This is a genomic window from Brevundimonas sp. AVps5 (genome assembly GCF_058681515.1).
Map to the genome: position 1 here is coordinate 598,491 of NZ_CM178740.1, position 26,510 is coordinate 625,000.

At 67.4% G+C, this 26,510-nt stretch carries 23 protein-coding genes and 1 tRNA gene; 10 read left to right on the forward strand and 14 right to left on the reverse strand.

Annotated features, from left to right (window positions below):
• Nucleotides 1–36: 36 nt before the first annotated feature.
• The gene (gene ppdK / locus ACW18A_RS03000) at nt 37–2,727 is read left to right on the forward strand and encodes a pyruvate, phosphate dikinase (protein WP_492023330.1); all 2,691 of its coding nucleotides are present in this window, start codon (nt 37–39) and stop codon (nt 2,725–2,727) included.
• A gap of 93 nt (nt 2,728–2,820) precedes the next feature.
• On the opposite strand, the gene ACW18A_RS03005 is transcribed toward ppdK, so the two are convergent.
• From ACW18A_RS03005 to ACW18A_RS03035, 7 genes are all read right to left on the reverse strand, one after another.
• Nucleotides 2,821–3,084 carry a hypothetical protein gene (locus ACW18A_RS03005; protein ID WP_492023331.1) on the reverse strand — a complete coding sequence of 88 codons (264 nt, stop codon included), beginning with the start codon at nt 3,082–3,084 and terminating at the stop codon, nt 2,821–2,823.
• Nucleotides 3,085–3,184: 100 nt separating this feature from the next.
• The gene (locus ACW18A_RS03010) at nt 3,185–4,333 is read right to left on the reverse strand and encodes a beta-ketoacyl-ACP synthase III (RefSeq protein ID WP_492023332.1); all 1,149 of its coding nucleotides are present in this window, start codon (nt 4,331–4,333) and stop codon (nt 3,185–3,187) included.
• A gap of 189 nt (nt 4,334–4,522) precedes the next feature.
• Nucleotides 4,523–6,601 (reverse strand): capsule polysaccharide biogenesis protein, encoded by a 2,079-nt coding sequence (locus ACW18A_RS03015; RefSeq protein WP_492023333.1) that lies wholly within the window; start codon nt 6,599–6,601, stop codon nt 4,523–4,525.
• Nucleotides 6,602–6,633: 32 nt separating this feature from the next.
• Nucleotides 6,634–7,482 (reverse strand): HpcH/HpaI aldolase/citrate lyase family protein, encoded by an 849-nt coding sequence (locus ACW18A_RS03020; protein ID WP_492023334.1) that lies wholly within the window; start codon nt 7,480–7,482, stop codon nt 6,634–6,636.
• A gap of 2 nt (nt 7,483–7,484) precedes the next feature.
• On the reverse strand, nt 7,485–8,162 hold the full coding sequence (locus ACW18A_RS03025) for an SDR family NAD(P)-dependent oxidoreductase (RefSeq protein ID WP_492023335.1): 678 nt from the start codon (nt 8,160–8,162) through the stop codon (nt 7,485–7,487).
• Nucleotides 8,159–9,076, reverse strand: coding sequence for an ROK family protein (locus tag ACW18A_RS03030; RefSeq protein ID WP_492023336.1), 918 nt, complete (start codon nt 9,074–9,076; stop codon nt 8,159–8,161). Before ACW18A_RS03030 ends, ACW18A_RS03025 begins: the two co-directional genes overlap by 4 nt.
• A gap of 10 nt (nt 9,077–9,086) precedes the next feature.
• Nucleotides 9,087–9,581 (reverse strand): GAF domain-containing protein, encoded by a 495-nt coding sequence (locus ACW18A_RS03035; RefSeq protein ID WP_492023337.1) that lies wholly within the window; start codon nt 9,579–9,581, stop codon nt 9,087–9,089.
• 264 nt (nt 9,582–9,845) lie between these two features.
• Here ACW18A_RS03035 and ACW18A_RS03040 point away from each other — a divergent pair, with 264 nt between their 5' ends.
• Together ACW18A_RS03040 and ACW18A_RS03045 are read left to right on the forward strand one after the other, a co-directional pair.
• A complete protein-coding gene (locus tag ACW18A_RS03040) occupies nt 9,846–11,327 on the forward strand; it encodes a tetratricopeptide repeat protein (protein ID WP_492023338.1) in 1,482 nt (493 codons plus the stop codon).
• Between the two features lie 15 nt (nt 11,328–11,342).
• Nucleotides 11,343–12,803 (forward strand): right-handed parallel beta-helix repeat-containing protein, encoded by a 1,461-nt coding sequence (locus ACW18A_RS03045; RefSeq protein WP_492023339.1) that lies wholly within the window; start codon nt 11,343–11,345, stop codon nt 12,801–12,803.
• A 7-nt stretch (nt 12,804–12,810) separates the two neighbouring features.
• On the opposite strand, the gene ACW18A_RS03050 is transcribed toward ACW18A_RS03045, so the two are convergent.
• Nucleotides 12,811–12,886: transfer RNA gene (locus ACW18A_RS03050), tRNA-Ile, on the reverse strand.
• A gap of 210 nt (nt 12,887–13,096) precedes the next feature.
• On the opposite strand from ACW18A_RS03050, the gene ACW18A_RS03055 reads away from it, so the two are divergent.
• From ACW18A_RS03055 to ACW18A_RS03065, 3 genes are all read left to right on the forward strand, one after another.
• A complete protein-coding gene (locus ACW18A_RS03055; RefSeq protein WP_492023340.1) occupies nt 13,097–13,840 on the forward strand; it encodes an SIMPL domain-containing protein in 744 nt (247 codons plus the stop codon).
• Between the two features lie 274 nt (nt 13,841–14,114).
• A complete protein-coding gene (locus tag ACW18A_RS03060) occupies nt 14,115–14,828 on the forward strand; it encodes a pirin family protein (RefSeq protein ID WP_492023341.1) in 714 nt (237 codons plus the stop codon).
• A gap of 93 nt (nt 14,829–14,921) precedes the next feature.
• On the forward strand, nt 14,922–15,320 hold the full coding sequence (locus tag ACW18A_RS03065; RefSeq protein ID WP_492023342.1) for a DoxX family protein: 399 nt from the start codon (nt 14,922–14,924) through the stop codon (nt 15,318–15,320).
• A gap of 72 nt (nt 15,321–15,392) precedes the next feature.
• On the opposite strand, the gene ACW18A_RS03070 is transcribed toward ACW18A_RS03065, so the two are convergent.
• The gene (locus ACW18A_RS03070; RefSeq protein ID WP_492024326.1) at nt 15,393–16,181 is read right to left on the reverse strand and encodes a PhoH family protein; all 789 of its coding nucleotides are present in this window, start codon (nt 16,179–16,181) and stop codon (nt 15,393–15,395) included.
• A 291-nt stretch (nt 16,182–16,472) separates the two neighbouring features.
• Here ACW18A_RS03070 and ACW18A_RS03075 point away from each other — a divergent pair, with 291 nt between their 5' ends.
• Nucleotides 16,473–17,003, forward strand: a complete 531-nt coding sequence (locus ACW18A_RS03075) for a gamma carbonic anhydrase family protein (protein ID WP_492023343.1) — start codon at nt 16,473–16,475, stop codon at nt 17,001–17,003.
• Between the two features lie 30 nt (nt 17,004–17,033).
• On the opposite strand, the gene ACW18A_RS03080 is transcribed toward ACW18A_RS03075, so the two are convergent.
• Nucleotides 17,034–17,561: a PAS domain-containing protein gene (locus ACW18A_RS03080; protein WP_492023344.1), complete on the reverse strand. Its 528-nt coding sequence runs from the start codon at nt 17,559–17,561 to the stop codon at nt 17,034–17,036.
• A 274-nt stretch (nt 17,562–17,835) separates the two neighbouring features.
• Here ACW18A_RS03080 and ACW18A_RS03085 point away from each other — a divergent pair, with 274 nt between their 5' ends.
• On the forward strand, nt 17,836–18,741 hold the full coding sequence (locus tag ACW18A_RS03085) for a hypothetical protein (RefSeq protein ID WP_492023345.1): 906 nt from the start codon (nt 17,836–17,838) through the stop codon (nt 18,739–18,741).
• Between the two features lie 148 nt (nt 18,742–18,889).
• Here the strand turns inward: ACW18A_RS03085 and ACW18A_RS03090 are convergent, their stop codons facing one another.
• The 4 genes from ACW18A_RS03090 to hfaA all read right to left on the reverse strand — a co-directional run bounded on the left by ACW18A_RS03090 (nt 18,890) and on the right by hfaA (nt 24,915).
• Complete coding sequence (locus tag ACW18A_RS03090) at nt 18,890–21,739, reverse strand: M16 family metallopeptidase (RefSeq protein WP_492023346.1); 2,850 nt, start codon at nt 21,737–21,739, stop codon at nt 18,890–18,892.
• 134 nt (nt 21,740–21,873) lie between these two features.
• Entirely contained in the window at nt 21,874–23,115 is a 1,242-nt protein-coding gene (gene hfaD, locus ACW18A_RS03095) for a holdfast anchor protein HfaD (protein WP_492023347.1), read from the reverse strand.
• 358 nt (nt 23,116–23,473) lie between these two features.
• A complete protein-coding gene (gene hfaB / locus ACW18A_RS03100; protein ID WP_492023348.1) occupies nt 23,474–24,484 on the reverse strand; it encodes a holdfast anchoring protein HfaB in 1,011 nt (336 codons plus the stop codon).
• Nucleotides 24,481–24,915: a holdfast anchoring protein HfaA gene (gene hfaA, locus ACW18A_RS03105; protein WP_492023349.1), complete on the reverse strand. Its 435-nt coding sequence runs from the start codon at nt 24,913–24,915 to the stop codon at nt 24,481–24,483. Before hfaA ends, hfaB begins: the two co-directional genes overlap by 4 nt.
• Before the next feature lie 128 nt (nt 24,916–25,043).
• Between hfaA and ACW18A_RS03110 the strand changes: the two genes are divergently transcribed.
• Together ACW18A_RS03110 and ACW18A_RS03115 are read left to right on the forward strand one after the other, a co-directional pair.
• Entirely contained in the window at nt 25,044–25,727 is a 684-nt protein-coding gene (locus tag ACW18A_RS03110; protein WP_492023350.1) for a rhomboid family intramembrane serine protease, read from the forward strand.
• A 62-nt stretch (nt 25,728–25,789) separates the two neighbouring features.
• On the forward strand, nt 25,790–26,218 hold the full coding sequence (locus tag ACW18A_RS03115; protein ID WP_492023351.1) for a CBS domain-containing protein: 429 nt from the start codon (nt 25,790–25,792) through the stop codon (nt 26,216–26,218).
• Nucleotides 26,219–26,510: the final 292 nt, after the last annotated feature.

The window sequence follows — 26,510 nt, forward strand, 5'->3', positions numbered from 1 at the left end:
ACCCGCCGGTCACGACACGACTTCAAAGGACTATTGATGACTCAGTGGGTTTACGGCTTCGGCGGCGGGTCCGCCGACGGCGATGCGTCGATGAAGAACCTGCTGGGCGGCAAGGGCGCGAACCTGGCCGAGATGGCGAAGCTGGGCCTGCCGGTGCCCCCCGGTTTCACCATCACGACCGAGGCCTGTGTCCACTATTTCTCGAACGGGAACACCTATCCCGCCGATCTGGTCGGACAGGTCGCCGCTGGGCTGAAGACCGTCGAAGCGGTCGTCGGCAAGACCTTCGGCGATGCCGCCAACCCCCTGCTGGTCTCGGTCCGCTCCGGTGCCCGCGCCTCCATGCCGGGGATGATGGACACGGTCCTGAACCTCGGCCTCAACGACGAGACGGTCGAGGGTCTGGCGAAACTGTCAGGCGACCGCCGCTTCGCTTTCGACAGCTACCGCCGCTTCATCACCATGTATTCCAACGTGGTGCTGGGCCTGTCGCACGACGATTTCGAGGAGGTGCTGGACGATCACAAGGATCGTCTGGGCGTCACCGTGGACACCGACCTGTCGGCCGCCGACTGGGAAAAGGTCGTCGTCGAATACAAGACCGTGGTCGAGCGTGAGCTGGGCCGGCCCTTCCCTCAGGACCCGCACGAACAGCTGTGGGGCGCCGTTTCGGCCGTCTTCGCCAGCTGGATGAACGACCGCGCCAAATTCTATCGCCGCATGCACGACATCCCCGAAAGCTGGGGCACGGCCGTCAACATCCAGTCGATGGTGTTCGGCAATATGGGTGAGACCTCGGCCACGGGCGTCGCCTTCACCCGCAACCCTTCGACCGGCGAATCGCGCCTGTACGGCGAGTTCCTGATCAATGCCCAGGGCGAGGACGTCGTCGCCGGCATCCGCACGCCCCAGTCCCTGACCACCGCCGGCCGCGAGGAGATGGGCGAGACCGCCCCCGCGATGGAAGAGGCCATGCCCGTCGTCTTCGCCCAGTTCGTCGACGTCGTCGGCACGTTGGAACGCCACTACCGCGACATGCAGGACATCGAGTTCACGGTCGAACAGGGCCGGCTCTGGATGCTCCAGACCCGCAACGGCAAGCGCACCGCCAAGTCGGCGCTGAAGATCGCCGTCGACCTGGCCGCCGAGGGCGTCATCACCCAGGAGGAGGCGATCAGCCGGGTCGAGCCGTCTGCGCTCGACCAGCTGTTGCACCCGACGCTCGACCCGAATGCGACCCGCCACGTCGTGGCCGCCGGCCTGCCCGCGTCGCCCGGTGCCGCGACGGGCAAGATCTGTTTCGACGCCGACGAGGCCGAGCGGCTGAACCAGCTCGGCGACGCGGTGATCCTGGTCCGCGAGGAGACCTCTCCCGAAGACATTCATGGCATGCACGCAGCGCGCGGTATCGTCACGGCGCGCGGCGGCATGACCAGCCACGCGGCCGTCGTCGCGCGCGGCATGGGCCGTCCCTGCGTCTCCGGCGCCGGTGAGATCCACATCGACGAACGTGCCCAGACCTTCAGCGCCCGGGGCCGGACATTCAAGGCCGGCGAGATCATCACCATCGACGGGTCCAAGGGTGAGGTGCTGGACGGCGCCGTAGCCATGATCGAGCCGGAGCTGACCGGTGACTTCCAGACCCTGATGGCCTGGGCCGACAAGGTCCGCCGCCTCAAGGTCCGCGCCAATGCGGAGACCCCGCTGGACGCCCGCACCGCGCGCGGCTTCGGGGCCGAGGGCATCGGCCTGTGCCGCACCGAGCATATGTTCTTCGACGAGGCCCGCATCGCCGCCGTGCGCGAGATGATCCTAGCCGACGACGAGGCCGGCCGCCGCACGGCCCTGGACAAGATCGAACCGTTCCAGAAGTCGGACTTCGTCGAGCTGTTCACCATCATGGCCGGCCTGCCGGTCACGGTGCGCCTGCTCGACCCGCCGCTGCACGAGTTCATCCCGCACACGGATGAGGACATCGACGCCCTGGCGGCTGTGTCCGGCATCGACGCCGCCAAGCTGAAGCGCCGCGCCCGTGACCTGCATGAGACCAACCCGATGCTCGGCCACCGGGGCTGCCGCCTCGGCGTCGCCTATCCCGAGATCTACGAGATGCAGGTCCGCGCGATCCTGGAGGCCGCGCTGGAGGTCAAGAAAACCGCCGCCGAGGCCCCGATCCCCGAGATCATGCACCCGCTGGTCGCCATGGGTCTGGAGATGAAATACCTGCGCGAGCTGACCGACCGCACCGCGCGCGACGTCTTCGCCAAGGCCGGCGACAGCGTCGAATACCTGGTCGGCACCATGATCGAACTGCCGCGCGCGGCCCTGCGTTCGGGCGACCTGGCCGAACACGCGGAGTTCTTCTCCTTCGGCACCAACGACCTGACCCAGACCACCTTCGGCATCAGTCGCGACGACTCGGGCCGCTTCCTCCAGGCCTATATGGACAAGGGCATCTTCGAGACCGACCCCTTCGTCCGCCTGGACCAGGAAGGCGTCGGCGACCTGATCCGCATCGCCGCCGAGCGGGGAGGGGCCGTGCGTCCCGACATCAAGATGGGCATCTGCGGCGAGCACGGCGGCGATCCCGCATCGATCGCCTTCTGCGAGACCGTCGGCCTCGACTACGTCAGCTGCAGCCCCTACCGCGTCCCGATCGCGCGCCTCGCGGCGGCCCAGGCCGCCCTGGTCTCACGCGGCGGCGAGGCCCGCGAAAAGGATCGGTGATCCCAAATCCTCCCCCGTCGGGGGAGGAATAAGGATCGCCGCCGCCGTGGCGCTGCTTCGCGCCATCGAGGCCCGAGACGGTGCCGTTGAGTGTCAGGCCGGCGCACCCGGCTGCAGGGCCCAACGCATCGAGCCCTCGCCGAAGGGACGGGAGAACCACTGCGAATACCGATCGAAGGCCTCGACGATGGCCTGTCGCAGATCCTGGGTGACCGGTTCGCCCCGCGTGCGTTTCAGCGCGGCGACGCAGTCGATGACCGTGTCCTGATGGGCCGAACCGCCGAGCGATTTCAGCACCATCGCGACATCCCGTGCGAGGGCTTCGAGGAAGTTGGGTTTGGCGGGCGCTTGGCTCATCGGGGGACTCCGTGCCGCTCGGCGTCTGATTGCGAATACCTCCCAGACTCCCGCAGCAGGCGCAAGCTATGCCGATGTTCGCCGGGTCATCACTTCGTGATCAGCGCTTCCTGACGAACACCGTCCCGGCGGAATAGCCTGCGCCGAAGCTGCAGATCAGCCCCGTCTCGCCCACCTCGAAGCCGTCCTGATGCAGGTGGAAGGCGATGATCGAACCGGCCGAGGAGGTGTTGGCGTATTCGTCGAGGATGATGACGTTCTCGGCCTCGGTCGGGTCGCGGCCCAGCACCTTTCGGCCGATCATTGAGTTCATGTTGATATTGGCCTGGTGCAGCCACATCCGCTTCAGGCCGGAGGGCTCGACGCCCAGGTCTCCCGCGTGATCGATGATCATCTCCGAGACCATCGGGACCACGTCCTTGAAGACCTTGCGGCCCTGCTGGATGAACAGTTTGTCGTCCTGCTGGCCGGCGGCGCGGCGGCCGTTGGGATTCTCGTCCGTCTCCAGCGCCCAGCGGTTCAGGAAGCCGAAATTATTGCGGATGTTGTTGGAGAAGACGGTCTTCAGCCGCGTTCCCAGCACGTCCCAGCCGTCGGGCCCGGCTGTGTCCGAGCTCTCCACGATCACGGCCGTGCAGACGTCGCCGAAGATGAAGTGGCTGTCGCGGTCGGTGAAGTTCAGGTGGGCCGAACAGACCTCGGGGTTCACCATCAGCACGGCCTTGACCGAACCCGAGGCGATGAAGTCCGCTGCCGTCTTGATGCCGAAGGTGGCCGAGGAACAGGCCACGTTCATGTCGAAGCCGAAGCCCTCAATGCCCAGCGCCTGCTGGATCTCGACGGCCAGGGCCGGATAGGGGCGGGGCATGTTGGACGCGGCGCACAGGACCGCGCCGATCTCCGAGACCGGCTTGCCCCAGGCCTCGATCGCCTGGCGCGCCGCCTTCACGGCCATCTCGGCCATGATCGACAGTTCGTCGTCGCCCCGTTCCGGGATGCGCGGGGCCATCCTTCGGGGGTCGAGCACGCCCGCCTTGTCGAGCACGAACCGGCTCTTGATGCCCGACGCCTTCTCGATGAACTCGACGGACGAGGGCGTCAGGGCGGCGACATCGCCCTCGGCGATCTGCAGCGCGTGGTCCCTGTTCCAGTTCTCGGCCCAGGCGTTGTAGGCCTCCACCAGTTCGGAGTTCGAGATCGACTGTTCGGGGGTGAACAGGCCGGTGGCGGCGATGACGGCGTGGGTCACGAGTGGTGCGTTTCCTGTTTCATCCCCCCGTGCACCCCGGCGAAGGCCGAGGTCCAGATCACAGGCTCGAACGGTTGGAACAGCATCGAAAACACTGACCCTGGAACCGGGAACGCCATCTGGACCCCGGCCTTCGCCAGGGTGCACGGTGAGAAGGGGCCAATGTTGATTGGGCCTCTGCTTGAACCTTCAATAGGCCGGTGGCGGGCGGCGGTCGAGACTGGCGAGGATGCCCTTCCACCAACGCGCGACCTGATGCGGCGGTGCCTCGGGCGGAGGGTCGTTTCGGGCGGCAATCAGGGCGGTCACCAGATCCTCGGCTTCGCAGGGCCAGCCGGTCGGGGTCACGTAGATCGGATATTCGATCAGGGCCGCGGCCACGAGCGCGTCCAGACTGGCCCGGCGCGTCCGGCGCTCATAGGTCATCCGGTCCTGCGTCAGACCCCAGCCGCCGTAGAAGGGCCGACCGTAGGTCGCGACCGTCTTGCCCCGCATCAGGGCCTCGAACCCAGACAGGGACGTCAGGGTCGCCAGCACGTCGCAGGCCTCCAGACAGTCGATGATGTCGAATTCGTCCGCCGTCGCATCCACGGCATGGATCGCCGAGGCGTCGAGCATCCCCGGCCGGTTGCCGCTCATGACGTCCGGGTGGTTGCGGTAGATCAGGAAGGCAGAGGGGTAGTCTGCGCGCGCCGCCTCGACCAGGCCGGAGTTGGTGCGGATGTCGCCGCAGCCCTTCAGGATTGACTTGTCGTTCTCGACCTGGCCCACGACCAGCACCTTGCGGGCGCTACCGGGCCAGTTGGGTCGGCGTCCGTCGCCCGCAAGATTGTATTTCGACAGGCCGGCGTCGACGACGCGTTCGCGCAGAGCCTCAGCCCGCGCCAGCATTTGCGGCGACTGCCTGCCGCCCTCGATCAGGCTCTCCAGCCGGGAGGGCCGCGTCGGGTCATAGTAAACGCCCTGGTCGTCCAGAGCGACGCTGAGCGCCCCGAAGAAGTCGGAGCCCAGGCCGCGAGAGCGGATGAAACCGTCCTCCATCCGCACTACGGGCGCGGTGGTCGTCGCGGCGACGCCGGCGATCTCGGCGGTCTCCTTGCCGGCCCAGTAGATCAGCCGCCCGCCGGTCTCTTCCGCCCGGGCCGAGGCGCGGCTGGCGGAGGCGAAATACTTCATGGTCGTGCGCGGGCCGTTCAGCAGCCGCCGAATCGGCGGGCGTTTCGCGGGCGAGAAGCCGACTCCGGCCCAGTATCCGGCCAGCCGGTCGGCGCGGTCCCGCAACGAAATCAGCCGATCGACCGCGGTCTCGGCCTCGCAACGCCGGCCGGTCACTGGATCGACATAGCGAGGATAGGCGATCAGGGCGGCGGCGGCGACGGTTTCCAGATCGCGCGCGACCTCGCGTCGTCCGGTTTGAACCTCGTCGGTTGTCAGCCCCCATCCCGAATAGAAGGGCGCGCCGAAACAGCGGACGGGCAGGCGGCGCAACAGGGCCTCGAACCCCAGGGCCGAGGTCACGCACCAGACCTCGTCCACCTCGGCCAGGAGCTCGGCCGGGCGCACGTCGACGTCCAGCAGGGTGACGCCCTGCAGGTCCGTGTCGGCGATACAGCCCTTTTTTCTGCCCGCGGCCACGGCGGGGTGGCGTTTGACGATCAGCTGGGCATCCGGACGCTCCGCCCGGGCCGTCCGCACCATGGACGCGAAACTTTCGGGTCCCGCCAGACCGTTGCCGATCGAGGCGTCGCCTGCCGTCTGGTCGACCAGCAGGATTCGCTTGCCAGGCCTCAGGATCGACCGATCCAGCGGCCCGCCCATGTTGGTTTTGGACAGGCCGGAGGTCACCACCTTGTCAATCAACGCCGCCGACCGCGCGCGCATCGCGGCGTCGCACCAGTCGGGTGCCGCCTCGATCAGTCGTTCCAGCCGGGAGGGACGGGTCGCATCGTAATAGACCCCGATATCGTCGATGATCAGGCTCAGCGACGCCGCCCCGGTCTCGCCCAGGCCGATGGAGCGCAGGAATCCGTCCTCGAGCGCCAGATAGGGCAGGTTCCGGCTCTCGGCCCGCTTGCGGCCGACGTTCGACGTCGGCTTCAGGCCCCAGCCCACGATGGCGTCTACGGCCGCGAACGGGCTGGCCCTGAGGTCGAGCTCAGGCAGGAAGGTCTGCAGGAATGGAACGTCGAGGATGCCCGGAGAACACACCCAGGCCCGCCGGGGCGGGTCGCCGCGCGCGTCAGTGCTGAGAGGGACAGGGTGTTGCAACCGTTACGCTTTCGCCGGGACCGTTTGCTGGTCTATCGGCTCGCGGCGGCGCGCGCCAGCAGCGCCTGTGCGCGTGCGAGATGAAGTCGCTCGACCATGGCTCCGGCGACGCGGATCGCGCCCGATCCCTCCGCCTCCGGAGCGGTGAAGGCGTCGACGATGGCTTGCGCCTGGGCGATCTCGTCCGGACCCGGAGCAAAGGCAGCGTTGGCCGCCTCGATCTGGTTCGGGTGGATCAGACTCTTGCCGTCGAAGCCATACAGCCGGCCCTGCGCGCATTCGGCGGCGAGCCCTTCCGGATCGCTCAGCCCGTTGAACACCCCGTCTATGGCCGCCAGACCGTTCGCTCGCGCCGCCGCCACCGTCGCTGCCAGCCATGGCTTCAACGGTTCGCGATCTGCCGAAGGCCCGGTCCCCAGCGTGGCCGCAAGGTCGTTGACCCCCAGCATCAGCGCCCTGAGCGGCCCTCCGGCACCTGCGATATGATGGAAATCGAGCAGGGCCCTGGGCGTTTCGATCATGGCGCACAGCCGCACACCCTCATCCATGCGCGCGTCATAGGCGTCGATCAGGCCGGGCTCCTCGACCTTGGGCGCGACGATCCAGTCCAGCGCCCCTCCTTCGCCGGAGAGGCCGGCCAGCGCCTCCAGATCCGCCTCACCCCATTCGGTCCCCAGCGCATTGACCCGTACCCCGACCGCGCCCTTGAACCCGCCGGCCTTCACGGCCGCGACCGCCGCCGCCCGCGCCTCGGCCTTCATCTCCGGTGCCACCGCATCCTCAAGATCCAGTATGGCGAGATCGCAGGGCAGGCCGCGCGCCTTCTCGACGGCGCGCGGGTTGGAGGCGGGCAGGAACAGCAGGCTGCGGGGGATGTCCACGTTCAGACCTTGCCCGTGACGGGGATCAGGGCACCGGTAATCGCGCGCGATGCAGGAGAGGCGAGGAACAGCATCACCTCGGCCAGATCGGACGGCTGGACCCATTTCGCGGGATCCGCGTCGGGCATGTCCTTTCTGTTTTGTGGCGTGTCGAGGATTGAGGGCAGCACGGCGTTGACGGTCACCGAGGTCGACTTCAGCTCTTCAGCCAGGGCCTCGGTCAGCCGGTGCACCGCCGATTTGGACGCCCCATAGGCCCCCATCCCCGCCGCTGCCTTCAGGGCGCCGTTGGCCCCGACATTGACGATCCGCCCCTCGGTCGAGACCTTCAGGTGGGGCAGGGCGGCGCGGCTGGCGTTCAGCGCGGTCGTCAGGTTCAGCGCGAACATCCTGTCCCATGCGGGCCTGGCGTCATCCGTCGTCTGCCACACGAACCCGCCCGCGATATTCAGCACCGCATCGATGCCGCCGAACCGCTCGACGACCTGGGCCATGGCCGCCTCGGCCGCGCCCGCGTCGGTCAGGTTGACTCCGCCGAGCTCCAGCACCCCGTCGGGCGTCTCATCGCCCGTCGCATGGTCGATGAGGGCGACGTTCAATCCGTCGGCCAGCGCCGCCTCGACGACCGCCTTGCCGAGACTGCCGTGGCCGCCGGTGACGACGAGGGTGCGAGGGGTCATGAGAGGTCTCCTTGATGTTCGTCCAAAGGCCATAGCCGCGCGGCGCCGCGGACGCCGGAGGCATCGCCCCACGCCGCCGGCGCGATCCGCCCGGCCCAGTGGTCGGAGAAGGCGTAACGCTCCACCACGGCCGGCAGTCGCTCGTATAGCGCCGTCACGTTCGACAGTCCTCCGCCGAGCACGAACACATCCGGATCGACGAGATTGGCGGTCATCGCGATCGCCCGCCCCAGCCGGTCGACATACCTGTCCAGGGTCTCCACCGACGCTGTCTCGCCCGCTCGCGCCGCGGCCACGATCCCGGGCGCGTCGAGGGCCTGACCCGTCCGCTGCAGATGATCGCGTTGCAGGCCAGATCCGGACACCCAGGTCTCAAGGCACCCTTGCAACCCGCACCAGCACTCCGGCCCCGGCGCTTCCCCGGCACCCGGCCAGGGCAGGCTGACGTGACCGATCTCGGCGGCGATGCCGCCGACACCCTCGATCAGCGCCCCGTCCACGACCAGCCCGCCGCCGCAGCCGGTACCGATGATGATGGCGAAGGCGACTTTCGCTCCGGCCGCAACGCCGTCGGTCGCCTCGGACAAGGCCAGACAGTTGGCGTCGTTGGCGAGCCTGACCGGTCGCCCCAGACGGGCCGCCAGATCGTCGCCGAACCGCCGTCCGTTCAGATAGACGGAGTTGGAGTTCCGCATCAGTCCGGTGCGCGGCGACTGCGACCCCGGCGTGCCCATGCCGACTGTGCCGGTCCGCCCGCTTTCGCTCTCAATGAAGGCCACCAGATCCGCGACTGTCTCGACCGCGGCGTCATAGGCTCCGGGATTGGGCACGCGCCTGCGCGCCAGAACGGTGCCGTCGGCGTCCAACCCGACGGCCTCGATCTTGGTTCCGCCGAAGTCGATCCCGATGCGCATGGGAGACGGCTTAGCGGGCGAATACCCTGGCCAGCAACCGTTCCAGCGCCTCGGCGTCCACTGCGTCGAACGCGGCCTTGCACGTCGCGTCCACGTCGAACACGGCGATCAGGTCGCCCGATGCGTCGAGAACCGGAACCACGATCTCGCTCTCGGTTCGGCCGTCGCAGGCGATATGGCCGGGGAAGGCGTGGACGTCCTCGATCAGCTGGGTCCTCTTCGTCTCCGCCGCCGTCCCGCAGACCCCGCGTCCGAAGGCGATTCGCAGACAGCCCAGCGTGCCCTGATAGGGTCCGACCACCAGCTCCCGCGCCTTCGTCGGGTCGACGACATAGAAACCGGTCCAGAAATAGTCCTCGAAGGCATCGGCCAGCATCGACGACACCGTCGCCATCCGGGCGGTCACGTTCGGCTCGCCGTCCAGGACCGCCAGGATCTCGGCCTCGACCTCGGCATAGCGGGCGGACTTGTCGGCGGGGCGATCGTCGCGGGCGACGTAGGACATGGGAGCTCCAGTGCATCGATGGGCGGGTGCGGCATATAGGCTGCAGGGTCCGCGAGCGCGAGGGAGAGTCAGCCCGTCAGTCGTAAGTCGCTGTTGTATTTAAACTAACCACGACTGCACGGGATTCTGTCCCTGTTGCGGCAACGCTTTGTCCCAAACCAGCGTTAACCGTGATCGGAAGTTCACTGGACCAAACGACCGGTTTGGGAAATGGTTAACGCCAAGCCTCTTCCAGGCTTCCAGTGTGTGGGTTTGGGGAACGGGATGAAGGGAATGCGCGACCGCGACGCCAGAGATGACGACCGCTCGCGTGGCTCCCGCCTGCGGGGGCCGATTATGGCCATCGCCGTCATCGCCGCCCTGGCCGTGACCGCCGGCTCTGTCGCCAGTTGCAGCGATTCGGGCCCGGCCTTCTGGCGGCGAGCGGACAACGCCGCCGCCAACGCTTGCCCCCGGCCACAGTCGGTCACCGGCCCGGAATTCAATGCCCAGGAAACGGGCCTGCGCCAGTTGCGCCGCTCGGCCTTCCGCGGCGACTTCTTCGCCCAGCTCGAACTCGCCACCCGCTATGCGGCGCTGCGGGCCACCGACAAGAATGTCGAGGACCCGATCGAGAGCGCGGTCTGGACAGGCATGGCCCTGGCCAATGACGAGGGCTACGCCCCGATCAACCGGGCGGATCGCAGCGGCATGTTCGGCGGCTTCCGCAACGTCTCGCGCTACGACGACTGTCGGGCCTGGGAACGCCACGTCGCCTACCAGCGGCTGGACGACCAGCTGTCGCGCATGACGATGGATGAGCAGTCCGAGGTCCGCAACCGCATCATCTATGTCCTGTCGACCCAGGATGCGGACGGCTTCCGCGCCCTGGCCCGGCTTCACGACGCCCTCTACGGCCCGTTCGGAGAGCCGCAGGACAACGCCCAGGCGCGCGAGGCCTGGGGACGCAACGCCGGCGGCCAGCCGGACCGGAGTCGCGCCGGCTACTACGCCGCCGTCAGCCTGTTCCCGAGGAACGACGTCGACGCCTACCTGTACAACTACCTTGCGGTTCAGACGGGCGACGTCGGCGCCTATGTCCTGCTGAAGGATTTCGAACGGTCCTCGCCGGGCCGGTCGCGTTACGGCGCCTTCGTCGAGGCCAAGGCGCGCCAATGGGTGCCGCCCTACGAGTTCTATCCGAACGAGGCCCCGGCTTCAGGCGTGCCCTTCTCCGACGAAAGCCGCCCGCGTGGCGACGCCTATGAGTATGCGCTGGGCCGGATGACTGAACTGCCCTTCGTTCACGTCGGTCGCGCCCTGCGCTACCTCGGCGTGACCGAGGAGGTGTTGAACGCTCCGAACGACCTGTCGGCCCGCCAGATCCAGTCGCTTGAGGCCATGCTCGGCCACAACATGGAATCGCGCCTGTCCTATCTGGAGATGGTCCGCGCCATCCAGCTGGCGGCGGTGAACGGCTCGTCGGAGGCTCAACTCGTGCTGGCGGTCATGTATTCCGAGGGTATCGGCGTCCCGCCCGACTACGCCCGCGCCTTCCACTGGTACCAGCAGGCCGACAAACAGGGCTCGCCCGAGGCCAAGTTCGCCATGTCGACCTATTTCGCGCTCGGCGTCGCCGGGGTCGCGGATCAGGACAAGGCGGAGGCCGTCGCCTTCCGTATCGATTCGGCCCTGGCCGGCTTCGGTCCGTCCGCCTCTCGCCTGCAGGCCGTCCTGGCCCAGGTTTCCCGTTCGCAGCGCCGCTAAGGAGGGGCTGATCCGATGAAGACGCTCACCGTCGCCCTTTCCGCCCTGGCCATCGCCGCCGGCGTGACGGTTGCGGCCCCTGACGCCCAGGCCCAGACCGCCGCCCGGGTCGAGAGCCAGACGCGCCCGAACTTCGGACTGCTGCTGGATCCGTCCGCGAGCCAGACCCGCCGCCAGACTCAGCCGCGCCGCTGGAACTACGGCACGCAACGCCCGGACGGGCGGCCGGGCTATCAGCCCCCCTATGGCGGCCCGATCATCCCCGGTGGTGAGGAGATCGTCCTGGTCGATTGCGGCGGTAGCCCCGGTACGGGCGGCGTCGAGGCGGCGGTCCAGCGCGTGCGCCCCGGGGGCACCCTCGTCATCCGCGCGCGGGGCGGTGCCTGCGTCGGCTGGCTGAACATCGACAAGCCCATGACCATCATCGGCGAGGGCGGCTTCGATCCGCGCCGCTGGAACGAAGGCTCGGCCATCACCCTTCAGGCCCCGGACGGTCTGCCCTGCATCACCGTGGCGTCCGGCGTGCGACTGGAACTGCGCGATGTCGTCCTGGCCTCGCCGCGCGGCGGGGACGCGGCCTGTATCGTCAGCTACGGCGGCCAGATCGTCGCCAACCGTCTCGGCATCCGTTATGCGGGCGACGAGGCGGCCATCTATGCCGACGGCGGCGCGGTCGACCTGCGCGATACCATCATCGACGCCCTGACCATCGCTCCTGCCATCGTCGCTGACGGAGCGACCCTGAACCTGTGGGAGACGGTGATCTCCGGTTCCCAGTCCGGCATCGAGATCGTGCCTGGCAACGCCGATCCGTCGCGTATCGATTCGGTGACCCTCAGCGGGACAGAGACGCCGAACAATTTCGGCCCGCGCGCCATCGGCCTGGCGGTGCGGTCGCGCCGGGACTACGGCCGGGTCGAGGTCGTCAACACCAGGATCTGCGGCTTCTCCGAGGGCGTGGCGGTCGAGGGTGCCTCGGTCACGGTCTCGGGATCGAAGATCTGCCGGGCCGACAAGGGCGCGGTTCTCTACAACGGCGAATTGACCCTGACCGACAGCCGCGTCCGCGCCGGTTCGGTCGGCGTGGCGGTCCAGTCCGGCCGGGCGATCGTTACCAACAACACCTTCGTCGGTATGCGCGAGGTCTTTGACCGCGAGTATCGAGCCACGCTCGACGCCTCGGGCAACCGCGTCTGGTCCGACGAACTGTGCCGGCCGCGCTGGGAGCCGCGCTACCGCGACCGCTATGCCCCCCAGTGGTACCAGAGTCCGGATCAGGGCTACGACTGCCAGTTCACCGCCTATCCCCGCGACTGGTGGGACGAGATGGACGGTGCCTACGGCGACCCATACGACGACTATTCGTACATGCCGGACAACTACGGCCGCTTCCAGCAGGGCGACGGCTGGTACGACTCCAGCGGCCGCTACATCGACGGCGGCCAGATCCGGGGCGAGGATCGCTGGCGCAGATAGGCGAGGGTGGTAGGCGCGGAGGGACTCGAACCCCCAACCAGACCGTTATGAGCGGTCGGCTCTAACCATTGAGCTACGCGCCCCCAAACCGCAGGACCCAGGGCGGATGCCCGGCCTAGCAGGGGAGGCCGCGCCGGGAAAGAGCCCGGACCCTGTCGGCGATTTCATCTTGATGAACGGTTCCTGCCGATGCGACCGCTCCGTGCGTTCAGGCGTCAAAGGCCAAGGTTCCGCCACGGCCCTCGCAGAGAACGGGGGCCGTCCCAGGTTTCGTTCTCGATGAGGATTCTTCCATGACCCGCACCTTCAAGGCCCTGATGGCCGCCACGGCTCTGACCGTGTTCGCTGCGCCCGCCTTCGCCCAATCCGCCCCGTCCACCCCGATGCAGGTGCACGCCATGGCCGCCCGGCCCGCCCTCAACCTGTCCGCCTATGGCGAGGTCCGGGTCGCGCCCGACATGGCCACCATCACCTTCGGGGTGCAGACAGAGGCTCCGACGGCCCAGGCCGCCCTGGCCGACAACGCCCGCCACATGCAGGAGGTCTTCGCCGCCCTCAGCCGCGCCGGTATCCCCGACCGTGACATCCAGACCTCGGGTCTGAACCTGTCGGCGCAATACGACTACGTTGAAAACCAGCCGCCCCGCCTGCGCGGCTACCAAGCGTCCAACCAGGTCACGGTGATCATCAACGATCTGTCGAAAGTCGGCACCACGGCGGACGCCGTGGTCGGTGCCGGCGTCAACCAGATCAACGGCATCTCCTTCGGCCTGAGGGATCCCAAAGCCGCCGAGGACCAGGCCCGCGTCCTCGCCGTTCGCGCCCTGCAGGACAAGGCCCGTCTCTACGCCCAGGCCCTGGGAGTCGAACTGGGCGGCATCCGCTCGCTGAACGAAGGCGGCGGCTACACGCCCCAGCCGCAGATGCCGATGTATGCCATGGCCCGCATGGAGTCCGCTGACGCCTCGACCCCGGTCGCGGCCGGCGCGATGACGGTGCGGATCGACATCACCGGGATCTACGATCTGGGGCGGTGATCCTGAACCCTCTCCCGTCGGGAGAGGGCTTGAGGCTCGCAGAGCGCAGCGATGCGCGAAGCCGAAAGGGTGAGGGTCATGGGTACCCGGCGACTCACGCCCCTCACCCGACCGCGCCAGGACGGCGGCTATGGCCGCCGTGCGCGCTCTCCCTCTCCCAACGGGAGAGGGAGACGTCATTCTGATACAATAACTGTTGCAGTTCGCTCCCGACTGCCTATGTTACCGTCCGAGCAACAGCGCTGCGGGACGTCCCGCGGCCGGAGAGACTTCTATGATCGAGCGCAGACCGTTCGAAAGCCTGGGCGGGGCCAACCATGGCTGGCTGAACGCCAAACACCATTTCTCTTTCGCCAACTACCATGATCCGGCGCGCATGAGCTGGGGCAATCTGCGCGTCTGGAATGACGACGAGATCGCCGCCGGCACGGGCTTCCCGCCCCATCCGCACTCGGACATGGAGATCATCACCTACGTCCGCGAAGGCGCGATCACCCACGAGGACAGCCTGGGCAACAAGGGCCGGACCGAGGCCGGCGACGTCCAGGTGATGAGCGCCGGCACGGGGATCCGCCACGCGGAGTACAACGCCGAGCCGACCCTGACCCGCATCTTCCAGATCTGGATCGAGCCGACCAAACGCGGTGAGGCCCCGGCCTGGGGTGCCAAACCCTTCCCCAAGGGTGACCGCGCCGGACAGTTCGTGGTCCTGGCCTCCGGCTTCGACGGCGACGTCAGCGAGGAGGGTGGGGGTGCCCTGCCGATCCGCACCGATGCCCGCATCGTCGGCGCGACCCTGAAGGCGGGCGAGAGCGCGACCTATCCGCTGGGCGCCTCGCGTCGCGGCTATCTGGTTCCGGCCATCGGCGAGGTCGAGGTCAATGGCGTTCGCCTGAAGGCCCGCGATGGTGCGGCCATCTCGGACGAGGCGACGATCACCGTCACGGCCGTCAACGACGCCGAGATCGTCCTGGTCGACGCCGCCTGACACCAGGGGCTGACTTGCCCGACGGCCCGTCTGGCGTAGCGTCGCCAGGCAGGCTGCACTCATTAACGCGTTCCACAAACAGGGGTGAATCTCATGAATATGTTCAATGGCGCTTCCAGATACCAACCGCAGGCCCTGGCGATCCTTCGCATCGTCGCCGGCCTGCTCTTCCTCGGCCACGGTCTGGTCAAGCTGATCGGCTTTCCAGAAGGTGCCGAGCCGGGCCAACAGGCGCTCGCCACCCTTCTCGGCGTCGGCGGCGTGCTGGAAACGATCGGCGGGGCACTCATCATCCTGGGCCTGTTCACCCGTCCGACCGCCTTCATCCTGTCGGGCATGATGGCCGTGGCCTACTGGATGTTCCACGCCCCCTCCAGCCCGTTCCCGGTGGTCAACGGCGGCGACGGGGCGATCCTGTTCTGCCTTGTCTTCCTGTACCTCGTCACCTCGGGCCCCGGTGCCTGGAGCCTGGACGGCGCCAGGAAGCGCTGAACGCCTCGCTGAAATGAAGAAGGCCGGCGGATCCTGCGATCCGCCGGCCTTTTCCGTGTCCGGTCAAGAGGGTCAGAGAACCCCGATCATGCTCGCGACCAGCGGGTGGCGGACGATGTCGCCCTCGGCCAGCCGCACCACCGCAATCTCCGGCACGGCTTCCAGTCGTTGGGCGATGTCTGCCAGCCCCGACAGCGACGGCAGAAGGTCCGTCTGGCCGGGGTCGCCCGTCACCACCATGGTCGAATGCCAGCCCAGGCGCGTCAGCAGCATCTTCAGCTGCACATAGGTGCAGTTCTGGGCCTCATCGATGACGATGAAGGCGTTGTTCAGCGTGCGGCCGCGCATGTATCCGACCGGCGCGATCTCGATCAACCCTTCGGCCATCAGCGCCCCGACCCGCTTCATGGTCAGGCGATCGGACAGGGCGTCGTAGAGGGGGCGCAGATAGGGGGCCAGCTTGTCCTCCATGGCCCCGGGCAGGAAGCCGATCGATTCGCCGGCCTCGACGGCGGGGCGCGACAGGACGATGCGGCCGATCTTGCCGGCCTCCAGGGCCTCGACCGCCTTGGCCACCGCCAGATAGGTCTTGCCTGTGCCTGCCGGCCCGAGGGCCACGGTCAGGTTGTGGGTGTCGATGGCGTTCAGCAGTTCGGCCTGGCCCTCGGACTTGGGCTTCAGTGTCTTCAGATAGGCCTGGTCCCGGTCGTCGTTGGACGGATGCGGCGACCACGCCCCCCGGCTCTGAGGGGTCGGCAGGCGGCGGATTTTCGCATCCTGTCCATAGTCGGGTCCGTCGAAGGCCCCTCCATCGCGGGTTTGACGCTTCAGGGTTGCACGCTTGGCCATCAGTGCCTCCAGGGCATGAAAAAAGGCGATGCTGCGAAAGCATCGCCTCGAACGAGGGTGGGGAGGATAGGGGAGGCGCAGAAGCGGCATCCGGGGTCGGAGATGTATCCCACATCCAGCGGGAAGACCCGCCGCATACCCGAACGCGTCACGCACGCCCCCAAGGCTCTGACCGGACCGGGATTGATCCGGCTTCGGACTCGGGGCCGAAATGGCGACCTCGAATCGCATCAACAGAATGATGCTATCGTGGTTAGCGAAGGGTTAAAGCCCTAATTTACTTAAGAATAAGGTGATGTTTCGATGACGATCTATTCGCTGGCGGACAAGAAACCGCAGCTGCCGCCGAAGGGCGAATACTGGATCGCGGACACTGCTGTCATCCTAGGGAACGTGATTCTCGGCTCGGGCGCCAGTGTCTGGTTCGGGGCGACCGTCCGCGGCGACAATGATCCGATCACGATCGGCGAGAACACCAACATCCAGGACGGCAGTGTCCTGCATTCCGACCCCGGCTCGCCCCTGACCATCGGCCGCGACGTGACCGTGGGGCACAAGGTCATGCTTCACGGGTGCACGGTGGGCGACAACAGTCTGATCGGCATCGGGGCTGTGATCCTGAACCGCGCCCGGATCGGAAAGAACTGCCTCATCGGCGCCAACGCCCTGATCCCCGAGGGCAAGGTCATCCCGGACGGCTCCCTGGTCATGGGCCAGCCCGGCAAGGTCGTCCGCGAACTGGACGAGGGACAGATCGCCGCCCTGACGGCCTCGGCGCAGCATTATGTGCAGAACTGGAAGCGGTATGCGGCGGAGCTGAAGGAGGTCGAATAGTTTCCCTCTCCCGGCGGGAGAGGGGCACGACTACGCGATCCGGCGTCCGTCCAGCGCCGCCAGGGTCAGCGGCGCACGGCTCGGCGTTCCGACACCGATCGACAGGCGGGCGGTCAGCGGCCCGATGGCCTCGCTGCGGCGCTCCTGTTCGGCCACGGGTTGATAGAGGCCGATCAGGCGATCCGCCGTTCCATCCGGTTGGCGCATCGGCGCGATAACGATCTCGAGTACGCCCCGCAGGCGCGCGGCCTCTGCGACCATGACCACGGGACGCGCTTCACGGAAGGTCTGGACCACGGCGCTGGCCACCAGCGGCCGGCTTTCCGGGGCCCACAACTCCAGCCACGACAGGCCGCGCATCGGGCGGGCGTGCAGGGTCTCGATCCAGGCCCCGGCGAGGCGGAAGGTCGCGCCCTCCGGGGCGCGGTCGGCGGTGAACAGTTGCGGGACCAGCCCGCCCATTCGCATCGGCTCGAACGCTGCGCGCGCGGGAATCCGGCCAGACTCGGGCAGGGCCGCCCAGTGGTCGATCAGGTTTTGCGTGCCGGGATGGAACATCGTCCTCGCCTTCGACAGGTCCGGCGCAAGGCGTGGGCCAGCCGCGAACCGCCCTCAGGCCGCGAGCGGTAGGGCAAAGGCCGTCCTCAAGCAGCGAGCGGCCGCGCCGCGAGCGGTAGGGCAAAGGGCCGCCCTCAGGCAGCGAGCGGCCGCGCCGCGAGCGGTAGGGCAAAGGATGTGACTAACGGAAACGAAAGACCTTTGCCGCCAGATGTCAGGCTGAACCGGCCCGCGCCCCGTGCGACGCCGCTTGTTGTTTGCAGGAGCCCAGCCCATGCGGGTGCGGATCAAGACCTGGCTGCCGGCCCTTGCCGGCGCCGCCGGCCTCTGGAGCCTGGCCACCGCGGCCGGCTCGGCCCAGTGCACGGCCGGCTGTCCGCCGCCTCCACCGCCGCCCTGCGACATGGGCTGCCAGCCGCCTCCTCCTCCGCCCCCGCCGCCGCCTCCGCCGGATTGCTGCGACCATCCCGGGCCGCCCGACTATCCGACGCCGGGCGACATCAACATCAACGTCAACATCAATGCGAACGCCAACTCCAACGCGTCGGCGGCGGCGCGCGCAGGGGTCAACGCCCGCGCCGGCGGCTACGGCAACCTGCGCGGCGGTGGCGGCGGCTCGGCTTATTTCAGCGTCGAACAGCCCTACCCCACGGTCATCCAGAATCTGAACGTCGAGGCCGGGGCGGTCGCCCAGGTCGTGCGCGTGCCCTACGAGGCTCGTCGTCGCTGGGAAAAGCGCGTCGTCATCCAGGCCTTCTGCATCGATGACCGCGAAATCCCGCATCCGGCGTCCCAGGTCATTCCGGACCGGGACATCGCCGACAGCTATGAGGGCGAACTGTTCCGCTGCATCGCCGGCACCCATCTCCAGGTCACCTGGTCCGAGTGGTCGGGCCAGGTCGGCCACGGCGGCCTGGGTGGCGAAACCTTCGCCTGCGAGAAAGGCAACGCCCTGTGGCGCGACCGCTCGGGCGCGATCATCTGCCGGGTCCAGCGTCAGGAACGCGACTGCAACGAGCGTTCGCTGCTGCGCCGTTACGGCGCAGGCGTGAAGGTGGTCACCTGGATCCGCGAGGAAATCTACACCGAATACCGCGAGGAAACCGTGATGGCGCAGGGCGCTTCGATCGTCGGCGCGACCATGATGCTGGACGGTGGTGTCGGCGGACGGGTCTTCTAGAGATCGTCCGCGTCACCTGAACGGCGGACAACGCGCCGTTCAGCCCGGGCGCATCTGCCGGGGCCTAGTGTTCGATCGTCGGTTCATCGCCGGCGATCCTGAGTGTAGACTTGGCCCCGGAGCGAAAGCCCCGGGGCCTTTTTTCTTCCTACTGCGCCGGGGCGTTCGTCGAGATCACCGACGCGCGCCAGGCCTTGGCGTCGACCAGCCAGCGCTGGGCGGCTGCCTGGATATCGGCGGGGGTGAATCCCTCGATGTCGCTGATGTGGGTCGTGATCTGGGTCACGGAATCCGCATCGCTCGCCACATCGTTGAGCTGGCCCTGCCAGTATTCGTTACCCGCCTGGCTGCGGCGCAGGGCCTCGACCTGGGGCGCGCGTGCCCGGGTCAGCTCGTCCTCGGTGATCGGCGTGTCGCGCAGCGAGGCGGCGATGACGTCGACCGCCTCGAACAGTTTGGCCTGGTTCTCCGGCGTCGTCTGGGCGGTGACGGAGATGGAGCCGTAACCCGCGTAGACATCCGAAGACGAGGCGCTGACGCCCGGCGAATAGGCCAGGGCCTGCTTCTCACGGATTTCGTCGAGGACCCGCAGTTCCATGACCGCCGCCAACAGATTGGCGAGACGCGCCTCGGTGCGATCATTGACGGCATCGACCGTGGGCCAGGCGACATAGCCCAGCGCCTGTTCCGCCGGCCCGGTGTGAGTCAGCACGACCGGCGTGACCGTCCCGGCCGGGAAGCGTAGCACATCGGCGCCGGCGGCCGGCGTCGGCAGGGCCGGACGCGCGGGCAGGGCGGCGATCGTTGAGCCGACCGCTGCAATGGCGTCGTCCACGGTGACATCGCCGACCATGACGACATCGACCGGACCCTGTCCGAGGCCGGCGGTCAGGCCGGCCTTGAGCTGGTCCATGGTCCAGCCGCCGATGTCCTGGGCGGTCGGGAAGGTCTGGCGCGCGTCGCCCGACGCCAGGAGGCCCGACGACTGAATGCCGAAGGCTCCGGCCGGTGTGGCCATCTGCTGGGCGATGATCTGCGGGAACAGGGCCTTGATCTGCTCGAACGGGGCGGGACGCAGGCCCGGGTCGGTCAGATAGGCGGTCAGAACCTGCATCTCGAGCGCCAGATCCTGGGGCCGGGTGGCACCCGACAGCTGGTAGGCGTCGCCGTCCACCGAGAAGTTGGCACCATAGATCCGGCCGCTCAGCACCCGGGTCAGCTCATCGGCTGTCAGTTTGCCGAGGCCGCCGGGGGCGAACACGAACGACGCGAGCGTCTGGGGGTCCTGCCGGTCGGTGGGCAGACCTCGTTCGCCGAGCCCGGTGCGGACGCTGACCAGGATCTGCTCGTCGCGGAAGGTGGTCGGCTTGATCGTCAGGGTCGTGCCGTTGGCGAAGGTGACGACGGTGGCACCGACCTCGGCGATCTCACGGCGCGTCGTCGGCTGGGCCGGAGCGCCGAACTCGGCATAGGGCCATTCCAGAGCGGCCTGGACCGCACGGGCGGTGACCGGCGTGGCCTGGGAGGCCTCAAGCAGGGCGGTGACCCCGGCCTCGCCGCCCTCGATCGGCTCCGGCGTGACCACCAGGGCCAGCGGGCCCTGGCCTTCAAAGGTTGCCTTGACCGCAGTATCGACGGCTGCGGGCGTCAGGCCCTCGACGGTGGCGTTGAAGATGTCGAGATTGGTCTGGGGCGAGGAGAAGACGCGGTCGTCATTGGTCGCGAACAGCAGGCCGTTGACCAGGGCAGGCGTCGTCCGGGTCGCGGCGGCGGCGACGGCGTTCTCCAGGCTGGTGCGATTGTCAGTGATCTCCCGCAGCAGCTCAGCCTCGGTCACGCCGAATTCCTGCAGGCGGCGGGTTTCCTGTTCGATAGTCTGAAGCGCCCGCGGCAGGCCGCCTGGGTTGAAGCTGGCCTGAACCCCGCCGATGTCGACGCTGTCGAACAGGGTGGAGCTCGACGCGCCGGCGCCGATGAACGGCGGATTGTCGGCACGCGCCAGTTCGCCGAGGCGACGGTTCAGCACCGCCAGGCCGAGGCTGCGCACAATCCGCGACTGGCGCTCGGCGACGGTGTCGGCATCGAGGTCTGGGCCGCGCGTCCAGTTCAGCTGGATCGACGACTGGACACCCGGTTCGACCAGGATGCGGGTCTCGGGTCCGCGCGGAGCCACGGTGCCCAGTTCGGGCTCTGGACCGTCAGCCGCCTTGGGCTGCCAGCTCTCGAAGGCACCGCGGATCTTGGCCTCCATCTGATCCACATCGAAGTCGCCCACGGCCAGCATCGTGGCGCGCGAGGGCCTGTAGTAGGCGTTGTAGAATTCGACGAAGCGATCGCGGGGCGCGGTGCGAATGACATCCAGGTCGCCGATCGGGAACCGCTGCGAGATCCGTTGACCGGGGGCGAGCAGGGCGAACTGGGCCTTGGCCGAGCGCAGGCCGGGCGTGTTCCGTGTCCGCTCCTCGCCGACGATGACGTTACGCTCGTCGTCGACGGCGTCGGCGTCCATCAGGGCTTCGGACACCTGTTCGCGCATGATCCGCAGGGCCGTATCGACCGTCTCGTCGTTCGTGCGCGGCAGTTCCAGTTGGTAGAAGGTCTGGTCGAAGCTGGTGGCGGCGTTGGTGTCGGCGCCGAAGGCCAGACCCAGACGCTCGAGGATGCGCAGCAGGTCGTTCTCCGGGATGTTGGTCGTCCCGTTGAAGGCCATATGCTCCATGAAGTGTGCCAGGCCCTGCTGGTCGTCATTCTCCATCAGTGAGCCGGCAGCGATGCGCAGGCGCAGCGAGGCCTGGCCCGGAGGCGTGGCGTTGCGCAGGATCGCATATTTCATGCCGTTCGGCAGGACACCGAAGCGAACGTTCGAATCGGCGGGAATGTCGCTGGCCGCCTGGGCCCAGGGGGCGGAAGGCTGGGCCGTCTGGGCGACGGCAGGCATAGCCGTAAGGAGCGCCAGCCCGGAGGCGGCGACGAGAAGAAGGCGACGGGCGTTGGACATGCAGGCTCCGGTGGAACGGTCGCCGCGCCCCGGGCAGGCACGGCTGGACAGAGATGACGATGGGACCCCGGCGGCGCCCGCCAGTTGTCGTCACCTTCGCCCCGAACCGGTGCGGGTGTCAAGGGAACTTTACGTCAGGTTCCGGGGCGCGAGACGTAGAAGGTTGCGCTGTTGCCTATGGCATTGGCTCCGGTCGCCACCGAACGGCCGCTGCCCCGGATGGTCGTGGAGGCGCTGGCCGAGACATTTCCGGAATTCGTCTGGGCGTTCGTGACGTCCATCGTGCCGTCGCAGGCTGAGCAGGCATAGCCGGTGACCGAATTGCCCACGGCCTCCGCCGCGACATAGGTGTCGTAGCCGTTCGTGCCTTCGAAGGTGGAGGAGACCTCGACCCCACCCGAGTTCACCTGGGAATTGTCGATCTCGAGGTAGCGATCGTTGTTGCCGATCGAGACCTCGTTGCCGGTCCCGTAGGCGTTCGAGGTCGCCGCGCCGAAATCGTAGCTGGTGACGCGGCTGGCGGTCTGGATCCGGGACAGGTTGGACTGGTCGGTGGTCACGACGGCCGATCCGCCCTGATTGTAGAGCACCGCCTGGTTGCCCGTGGCCCGGGCCCGGCCGGCCAGGTCCCAGGCGTTTCCGGCGTTGGCGCTGGTCGAGGCGGTGACCTGATCGCCGGCCTGACGTTGGCGCAGGGTCAGGTTCTGGCTGGAGGCGAGGCCGGAGTTCACCTGGACCGAGTTGCCGATCGACTGGCTGATGAACTCGCCGGTCCCGGGGATGTATTGCGTGCCGGCGAAATTGTCGGCGCGGACGCCGGCGGCTGAGTTCTGGATCACCGTGCCTTCGACATGGGAGCGGCTCGCCCCGATGGCCGTGGTGTTGGCGATGGCCGTGACCCCGATCGAGGCGCCGCCGATCAGGCGGGCGGACGATCCCGTGATCGTGGAGGAGGCCGTGACCTCGGACGGATCCACCGTCTGGGTCGACTCGATCGTCAGATCGGCACCGTAGGCTCCGGCCGCCAGGTAGTTGCCGCGCGCCTGGGTCGTCGCATTGACCGCACCCTCGGTGTCGCCGGTCAGGGTCATTGTGGTGGTGGCGCGTGTGTTTCCGCGCATCGTCTGGGTCGAGCTGAGGCTGAGGGCGTCGTTCTCGACCGATCCGGACAGGCTGTTGCCCTGGGCGGCGTTGTTGACGCCCACCTCTCCGTCGGCGTCCTCGACGTTCAGGGTCTGGCCCGCGATGACGTCGCCGAGCTGAAGCTGCTGATTCAGGACGATCGAACGGTCCGGCTGTAAATACTGCGCATTCGCGAGACCAGGCAGCCAGACGCAGGACGCGAGCAAAAGGGGCGATACGAGTTTAAATCTCAACAGACGATCCAATCTCTCGTGAGTTGCAGAAATACAATCCTCGGTATAGGGTCTTTGGGGGCGATTGGCGCCTTTGGAGGAAAATGATGAGACGAGTGTTGGTCGCTCTTTCGGCGGTTATGATGTTGGTAGGAACTGCTTCCGCCAACGCCGCTGCGGGCTGCAATGATGAAGCCCTGGTTGAGTGTGCTCAAGACTGCAGTGCAGAGTATCCGACCGATGATAACGCTTACAGAGCTTGTGTGATTGGCTGCTCGTTCGCGACTGGCTGTAAGCCCACCAAGTAGGTCCTTTTCAGTCTTTGAAGACTGCGAACGGGGGAACGCGTTCATGAGAGTGGATGCCTCGGCGTCCACTCTCAATATCTGGACCTACGCACGTCGCGGTCGCGGCCGTCATGCCAGCGAGAAGGATCGGCGCGAGTCTGGCCATTGTTCGTTCCCGTGTTGTCATAGGCCGGATAGTAGCCGCCGGTGGCTCCCACCGTGTTCAACGGATCATTCGACGCGTTCAGGCAGACTTCCGGCCCCGGGGCGCCGTACAGATTCGCCATCATCTCCAGCGTCGCGCGCTCGATCAGGGAGCGGACCGCCAAGCCGACAGGCTCCATGGCACCCGTGCCCGCCGAGACGTCGAAGACGTTGCCGTTGAGGAAGTCGAATACCCCGGCGGAGATTTCGCGGCCGATGATCTGCTTCTGGTAGGAGATGACGTCGACCACTTCCTGTGTCGTCGTCTGGACGAGACGCAGGTCGATCGCGATGTTCATGACATAGACCTTGCCCTGGATGATGCCCGAGCCGGGGACGTCGGTGTCGGTCTCCCCCACGGCGGCGTCGAAGCCGGCCGAGCGGATATTGTAATTCATCTCGGTGATGCCGCCGATGATGTAGAAATCAGAGCCCGGCACCTGACCCGCCAGGATGCGGCGATAGTTTGGCTCCTCCGCCGTGCCGCCCTGGTCGCCGATAAGGCGATTGTTGGCGTACCGGAGCTCCATCTCCGAGATCGAGGTGTCGTAGCGCTCGACCATCTGGGCACCCGACTTCCCCAGCGCCGACATCGCCATCAAGGACGCGCCCTGGGTAATCTGGCGGCCGCCGTCGGCCGAGACAGTACCGGTGTAGTCGGCGATCCGACCCACCGCCATACGGGGCGAGGGCAGATTGTAGCGCCGGGCATAGTCGGCGAGACAATAGAGCGCCGTCGAGTAGGGCGTTGCGTTCGACGTCACCGGCGCATTGCCGATCGGCGTGGCGTAGAGGCCATTCGGCCCCGCCACCGGACTGACGCAGGCGGACAGCAGTGCGGCGACCGCGACGGCGACGACGCCGCTCCTCAGCCGGGGACGAAGCGTGCGCGCGATCATTCGAAGCCTGTCAGGGTGCCGGTCAGATCCGTTCGGGCGCTGACATTGCCCGTATTGGTCTGGCGCGAGTTGACGATGACCGTGTTGTGGCTGCCCTGGATCACCACGTTCAGATTGTTGCCGATGGCCGTGGAGCCCGCGATCGTCGTGCCCTGCGAGTGACCGACTCCGCCGGAGTATGTGTTCGACACCCCGCCGGACTGGCGGGAGTAGGCCGAGGCACCGGCCTGGATGATTCCATCGACGATCAGGCGATTGCCGTTCTGGTCGCGGGTCGATCCGGTCTGGGCCGAGGTCACCGACTGCCGCGCGCCGCCGTAGCCGCTCTGGAATGTCGACAGGCCTGCCGAGCCGCTCGATTGGGCCAGGGCTACGCCCGGAGCCGCCAGAGCGACGGTCAGCAGGGCGATGGATGTCCTCTTGAAGGGCATTTCGGCCAATCCCACGCGCACACGGTTAACGGCCGCAAGGTCGCGGTCCGGCTCCCAAAGTGAGTTATGGTTATTAAGAAGCGCTTGAGATTGGTTAGGCCTTTCCGCATTTGAGCCGGATGGACCCCATGCCCGACCGATTCGCCGGTCCACCCCCGAGGGAACGCATCTTCAATGCCCCGCTCCTGGCGGTGCTTCTGGCCGCCTCGATGCCGGCGCTCTACTTTTTCCAGGAGCGCTCCCGCGACAACTGGCTGGGGCTGGCCTTCGCGCCGATCGAACTCGTCGATGGACGATATGGCGGCCTGTTCACCTCGATGCTGGTGCACGGCGGCTGGGTGCATGCCCTGATGAACGCCGTGGCGGCCCTGACCTTCGGCGCGCCGTTGGCCAGGCTGTTCCGCGGCACGGTCGGCGCAGGGGTGTTCCTGGCCCTTTATATATGCGCCGGAGTTTTTGCGACCCTGGGCTATGGCCTGGTCCACCTCGGCAGCCCTGATCCGCTGGTTGGCGCCTCCGGTGCGGTCTTCGGCCTGATCGGCGCGGCGACCCGGCTGCTGGGCGGGCGAGGGCGGGTCCTGCCGCTGACCAGTCGCGCCGTCGTCACGACCTCGATCGCCTGGATGGCCGTCAACGCCGTCGTCGGCCTGATCGGCTTCGCGCCGGGGGTCGAGGGCGCGAGAATCGCCTGGGAGGCCCACGCCTTCGGTTTCCTGTTCGGCATCCTCGCCATCGGGCCCCTGGCCCGGGTGTTCGCGCGGCCTGAGGAAAGGTTTGATTCGTCGGGCGGTCTGGGCGATCCTTTGCCTTGAAGCGGCTTTAAGTCCTTCGGGCCGGCGGCCGTTCCCAGGAACACAAGGGAAGGAACCGCACTGTGCTGGTCGCTGAAATCCTCAAGGGCAAAGGGGGTGACGTGTTCAGCGTCGCGCCCGACATCACCCTCTCCGCCGCCTGCGCCGAGCTTGACACGCGACGGGTCGGTGCCCTGATCGTCTGTGACGGTGATCGGGTCGTCGGCGTCATCTCCGAGAGGGATGTGGTCAAGGCTGTCGCTGCGGACGGAGCCGCCGGCCTCGGCAAGCCTGTGTCCGCCTATATGACCCGGGACGTGATCTTCGCCGAGCCCGGCGAGACGGTGGCGATTCTCATGGAGCGAATGACCGACCGCCGGATCCGCCATCTGCCGGTGCTTAAGGACAGTCGGCTCAGCGGCGTGATCTCCATCGGCGACGTGGTCAAATGCCAGATCGCCGAGGCCACCCGGGAAGCGGAAAGCCTGCGCACCTACATAGCCGCGGGCTAGGACCTCAGGCGGTCACGCAGTTCGCCGACCCGGACCACGCGAGAAACTTCGACCGCCACGAAAATGCCGCTTGCGGACAATGGGGGCCCTACGTATATCGCCCCCTCGCTCGGAGACGGGCTGGCCGCCGGGGCCTCGGGGACGCAAGTCTCCAGGGACCCGGAGGGAGAGAAGGGGCAACAAACTCCTTGCTTCCATGGCTGGTTCCACATAGTCTCCGCGCTCCAATCGAATCGCCGAACATGATAACAGAGGGAAGCCTCTCGCTTCTCCTGACGGTTTTCTGCGCTCC

Coding starts and splice junctions, on each gene's coding strand:
- ppdK (WP_492023330.1), top strand. CDS start 37: ATGACTCAGTGGGTTTACGGCTTCGGCGGCGGGTCCGCCGACGGCGAT.
- ACW18A_RS03005 (WP_492023331.1), bottom strand. CDS start 3,084: ATGAGCCAAGCGCCCGCCAAACCCAACTTCCTCGAAGCCCTCGCACGG.
- ACW18A_RS03025 (WP_492023335.1), bottom strand. CDS start 8,162: ATGACCCCTCGCACCCTCGTCGTCACCGGCGGCCACGGCAGTCTCGGC.
- ACW18A_RS03030 (WP_492023336.1), bottom strand. CDS start 9,076: ATGCGCATCGGGATCGACTTCGGCGGAACCAAGATCGAGGCCGTCGGG.
- ACW18A_RS03035 (WP_492023337.1), bottom strand. CDS start 9,581: ATGTCCTACGTCGCCCGCGACGATCGCCCCGCCGACAAGTCCGCCCGC.
- ACW18A_RS03040 (WP_492023338.1), top strand. CDS start 9,846: ATGAAGGGAATGCGCGACCGCGACGCCAGAGATGACGACCGCTCGCGT.
- ACW18A_RS03045 (WP_492023339.1), top strand. CDS start 11,343: ATGAAGACGCTCACCGTCGCCCTTTCCGCCCTGGCCATCGCCGCCGGC.
- ACW18A_RS03055 (WP_492023340.1), top strand. CDS start 13,097: ATGACCCGCACCTTCAAGGCCCTGATGGCCGCCACGGCTCTGACCGTG.
- ACW18A_RS03060 (WP_492023341.1), top strand. CDS start 14,115: ATGATCGAGCGCAGACCGTTCGAAAGCCTGGGCGGGGCCAACCATGGC.
- ACW18A_RS03065 (WP_492023342.1), top strand. CDS start 14,922: ATGAATATGTTCAATGGCGCTTCCAGATACCAACCGCAGGCCCTGGCG.
- ACW18A_RS03075 (WP_492023343.1), top strand. CDS start 16,473: ATGACGATCTATTCGCTGGCGGACAAGAAACCGCAGCTGCCGCCGAAG.
- ACW18A_RS03080 (WP_492023344.1), bottom strand. CDS start 17,561: ATGTTCCATCCCGGCACGCAAAACCTGATCGACCACTGGGCGGCCCTG.
- ACW18A_RS03085 (WP_492023345.1), top strand. CDS start 17,836: ATGCGGGTGCGGATCAAGACCTGGCTGCCGGCCCTTGCCGGCGCCGCC.
- ACW18A_RS03090 (WP_492023346.1), bottom strand. CDS start 21,739: ATGTCCAACGCCCGTCGCCTTCTTCTCGTCGCCGCCTCCGGGCTGGCG.
- hfaB (WP_492023348.1), bottom strand. CDS start 24,484: ATGATCGCGCGCACGCTTCGTCCCCGGCTGAGGAGCGGCGTCGTCGCC.
- hfaA (WP_492023349.1), bottom strand. CDS start 24,915: ATGCCCTTCAAGAGGACATCCATCGCCCTGCTGACCGTCGCTCTGGCG.
- ACW18A_RS03110 (WP_492023350.1), top strand. CDS start 25,044: ATGCCCGACCGATTCGCCGGTCCACCCCCGAGGGAACGCATCTTCAAT.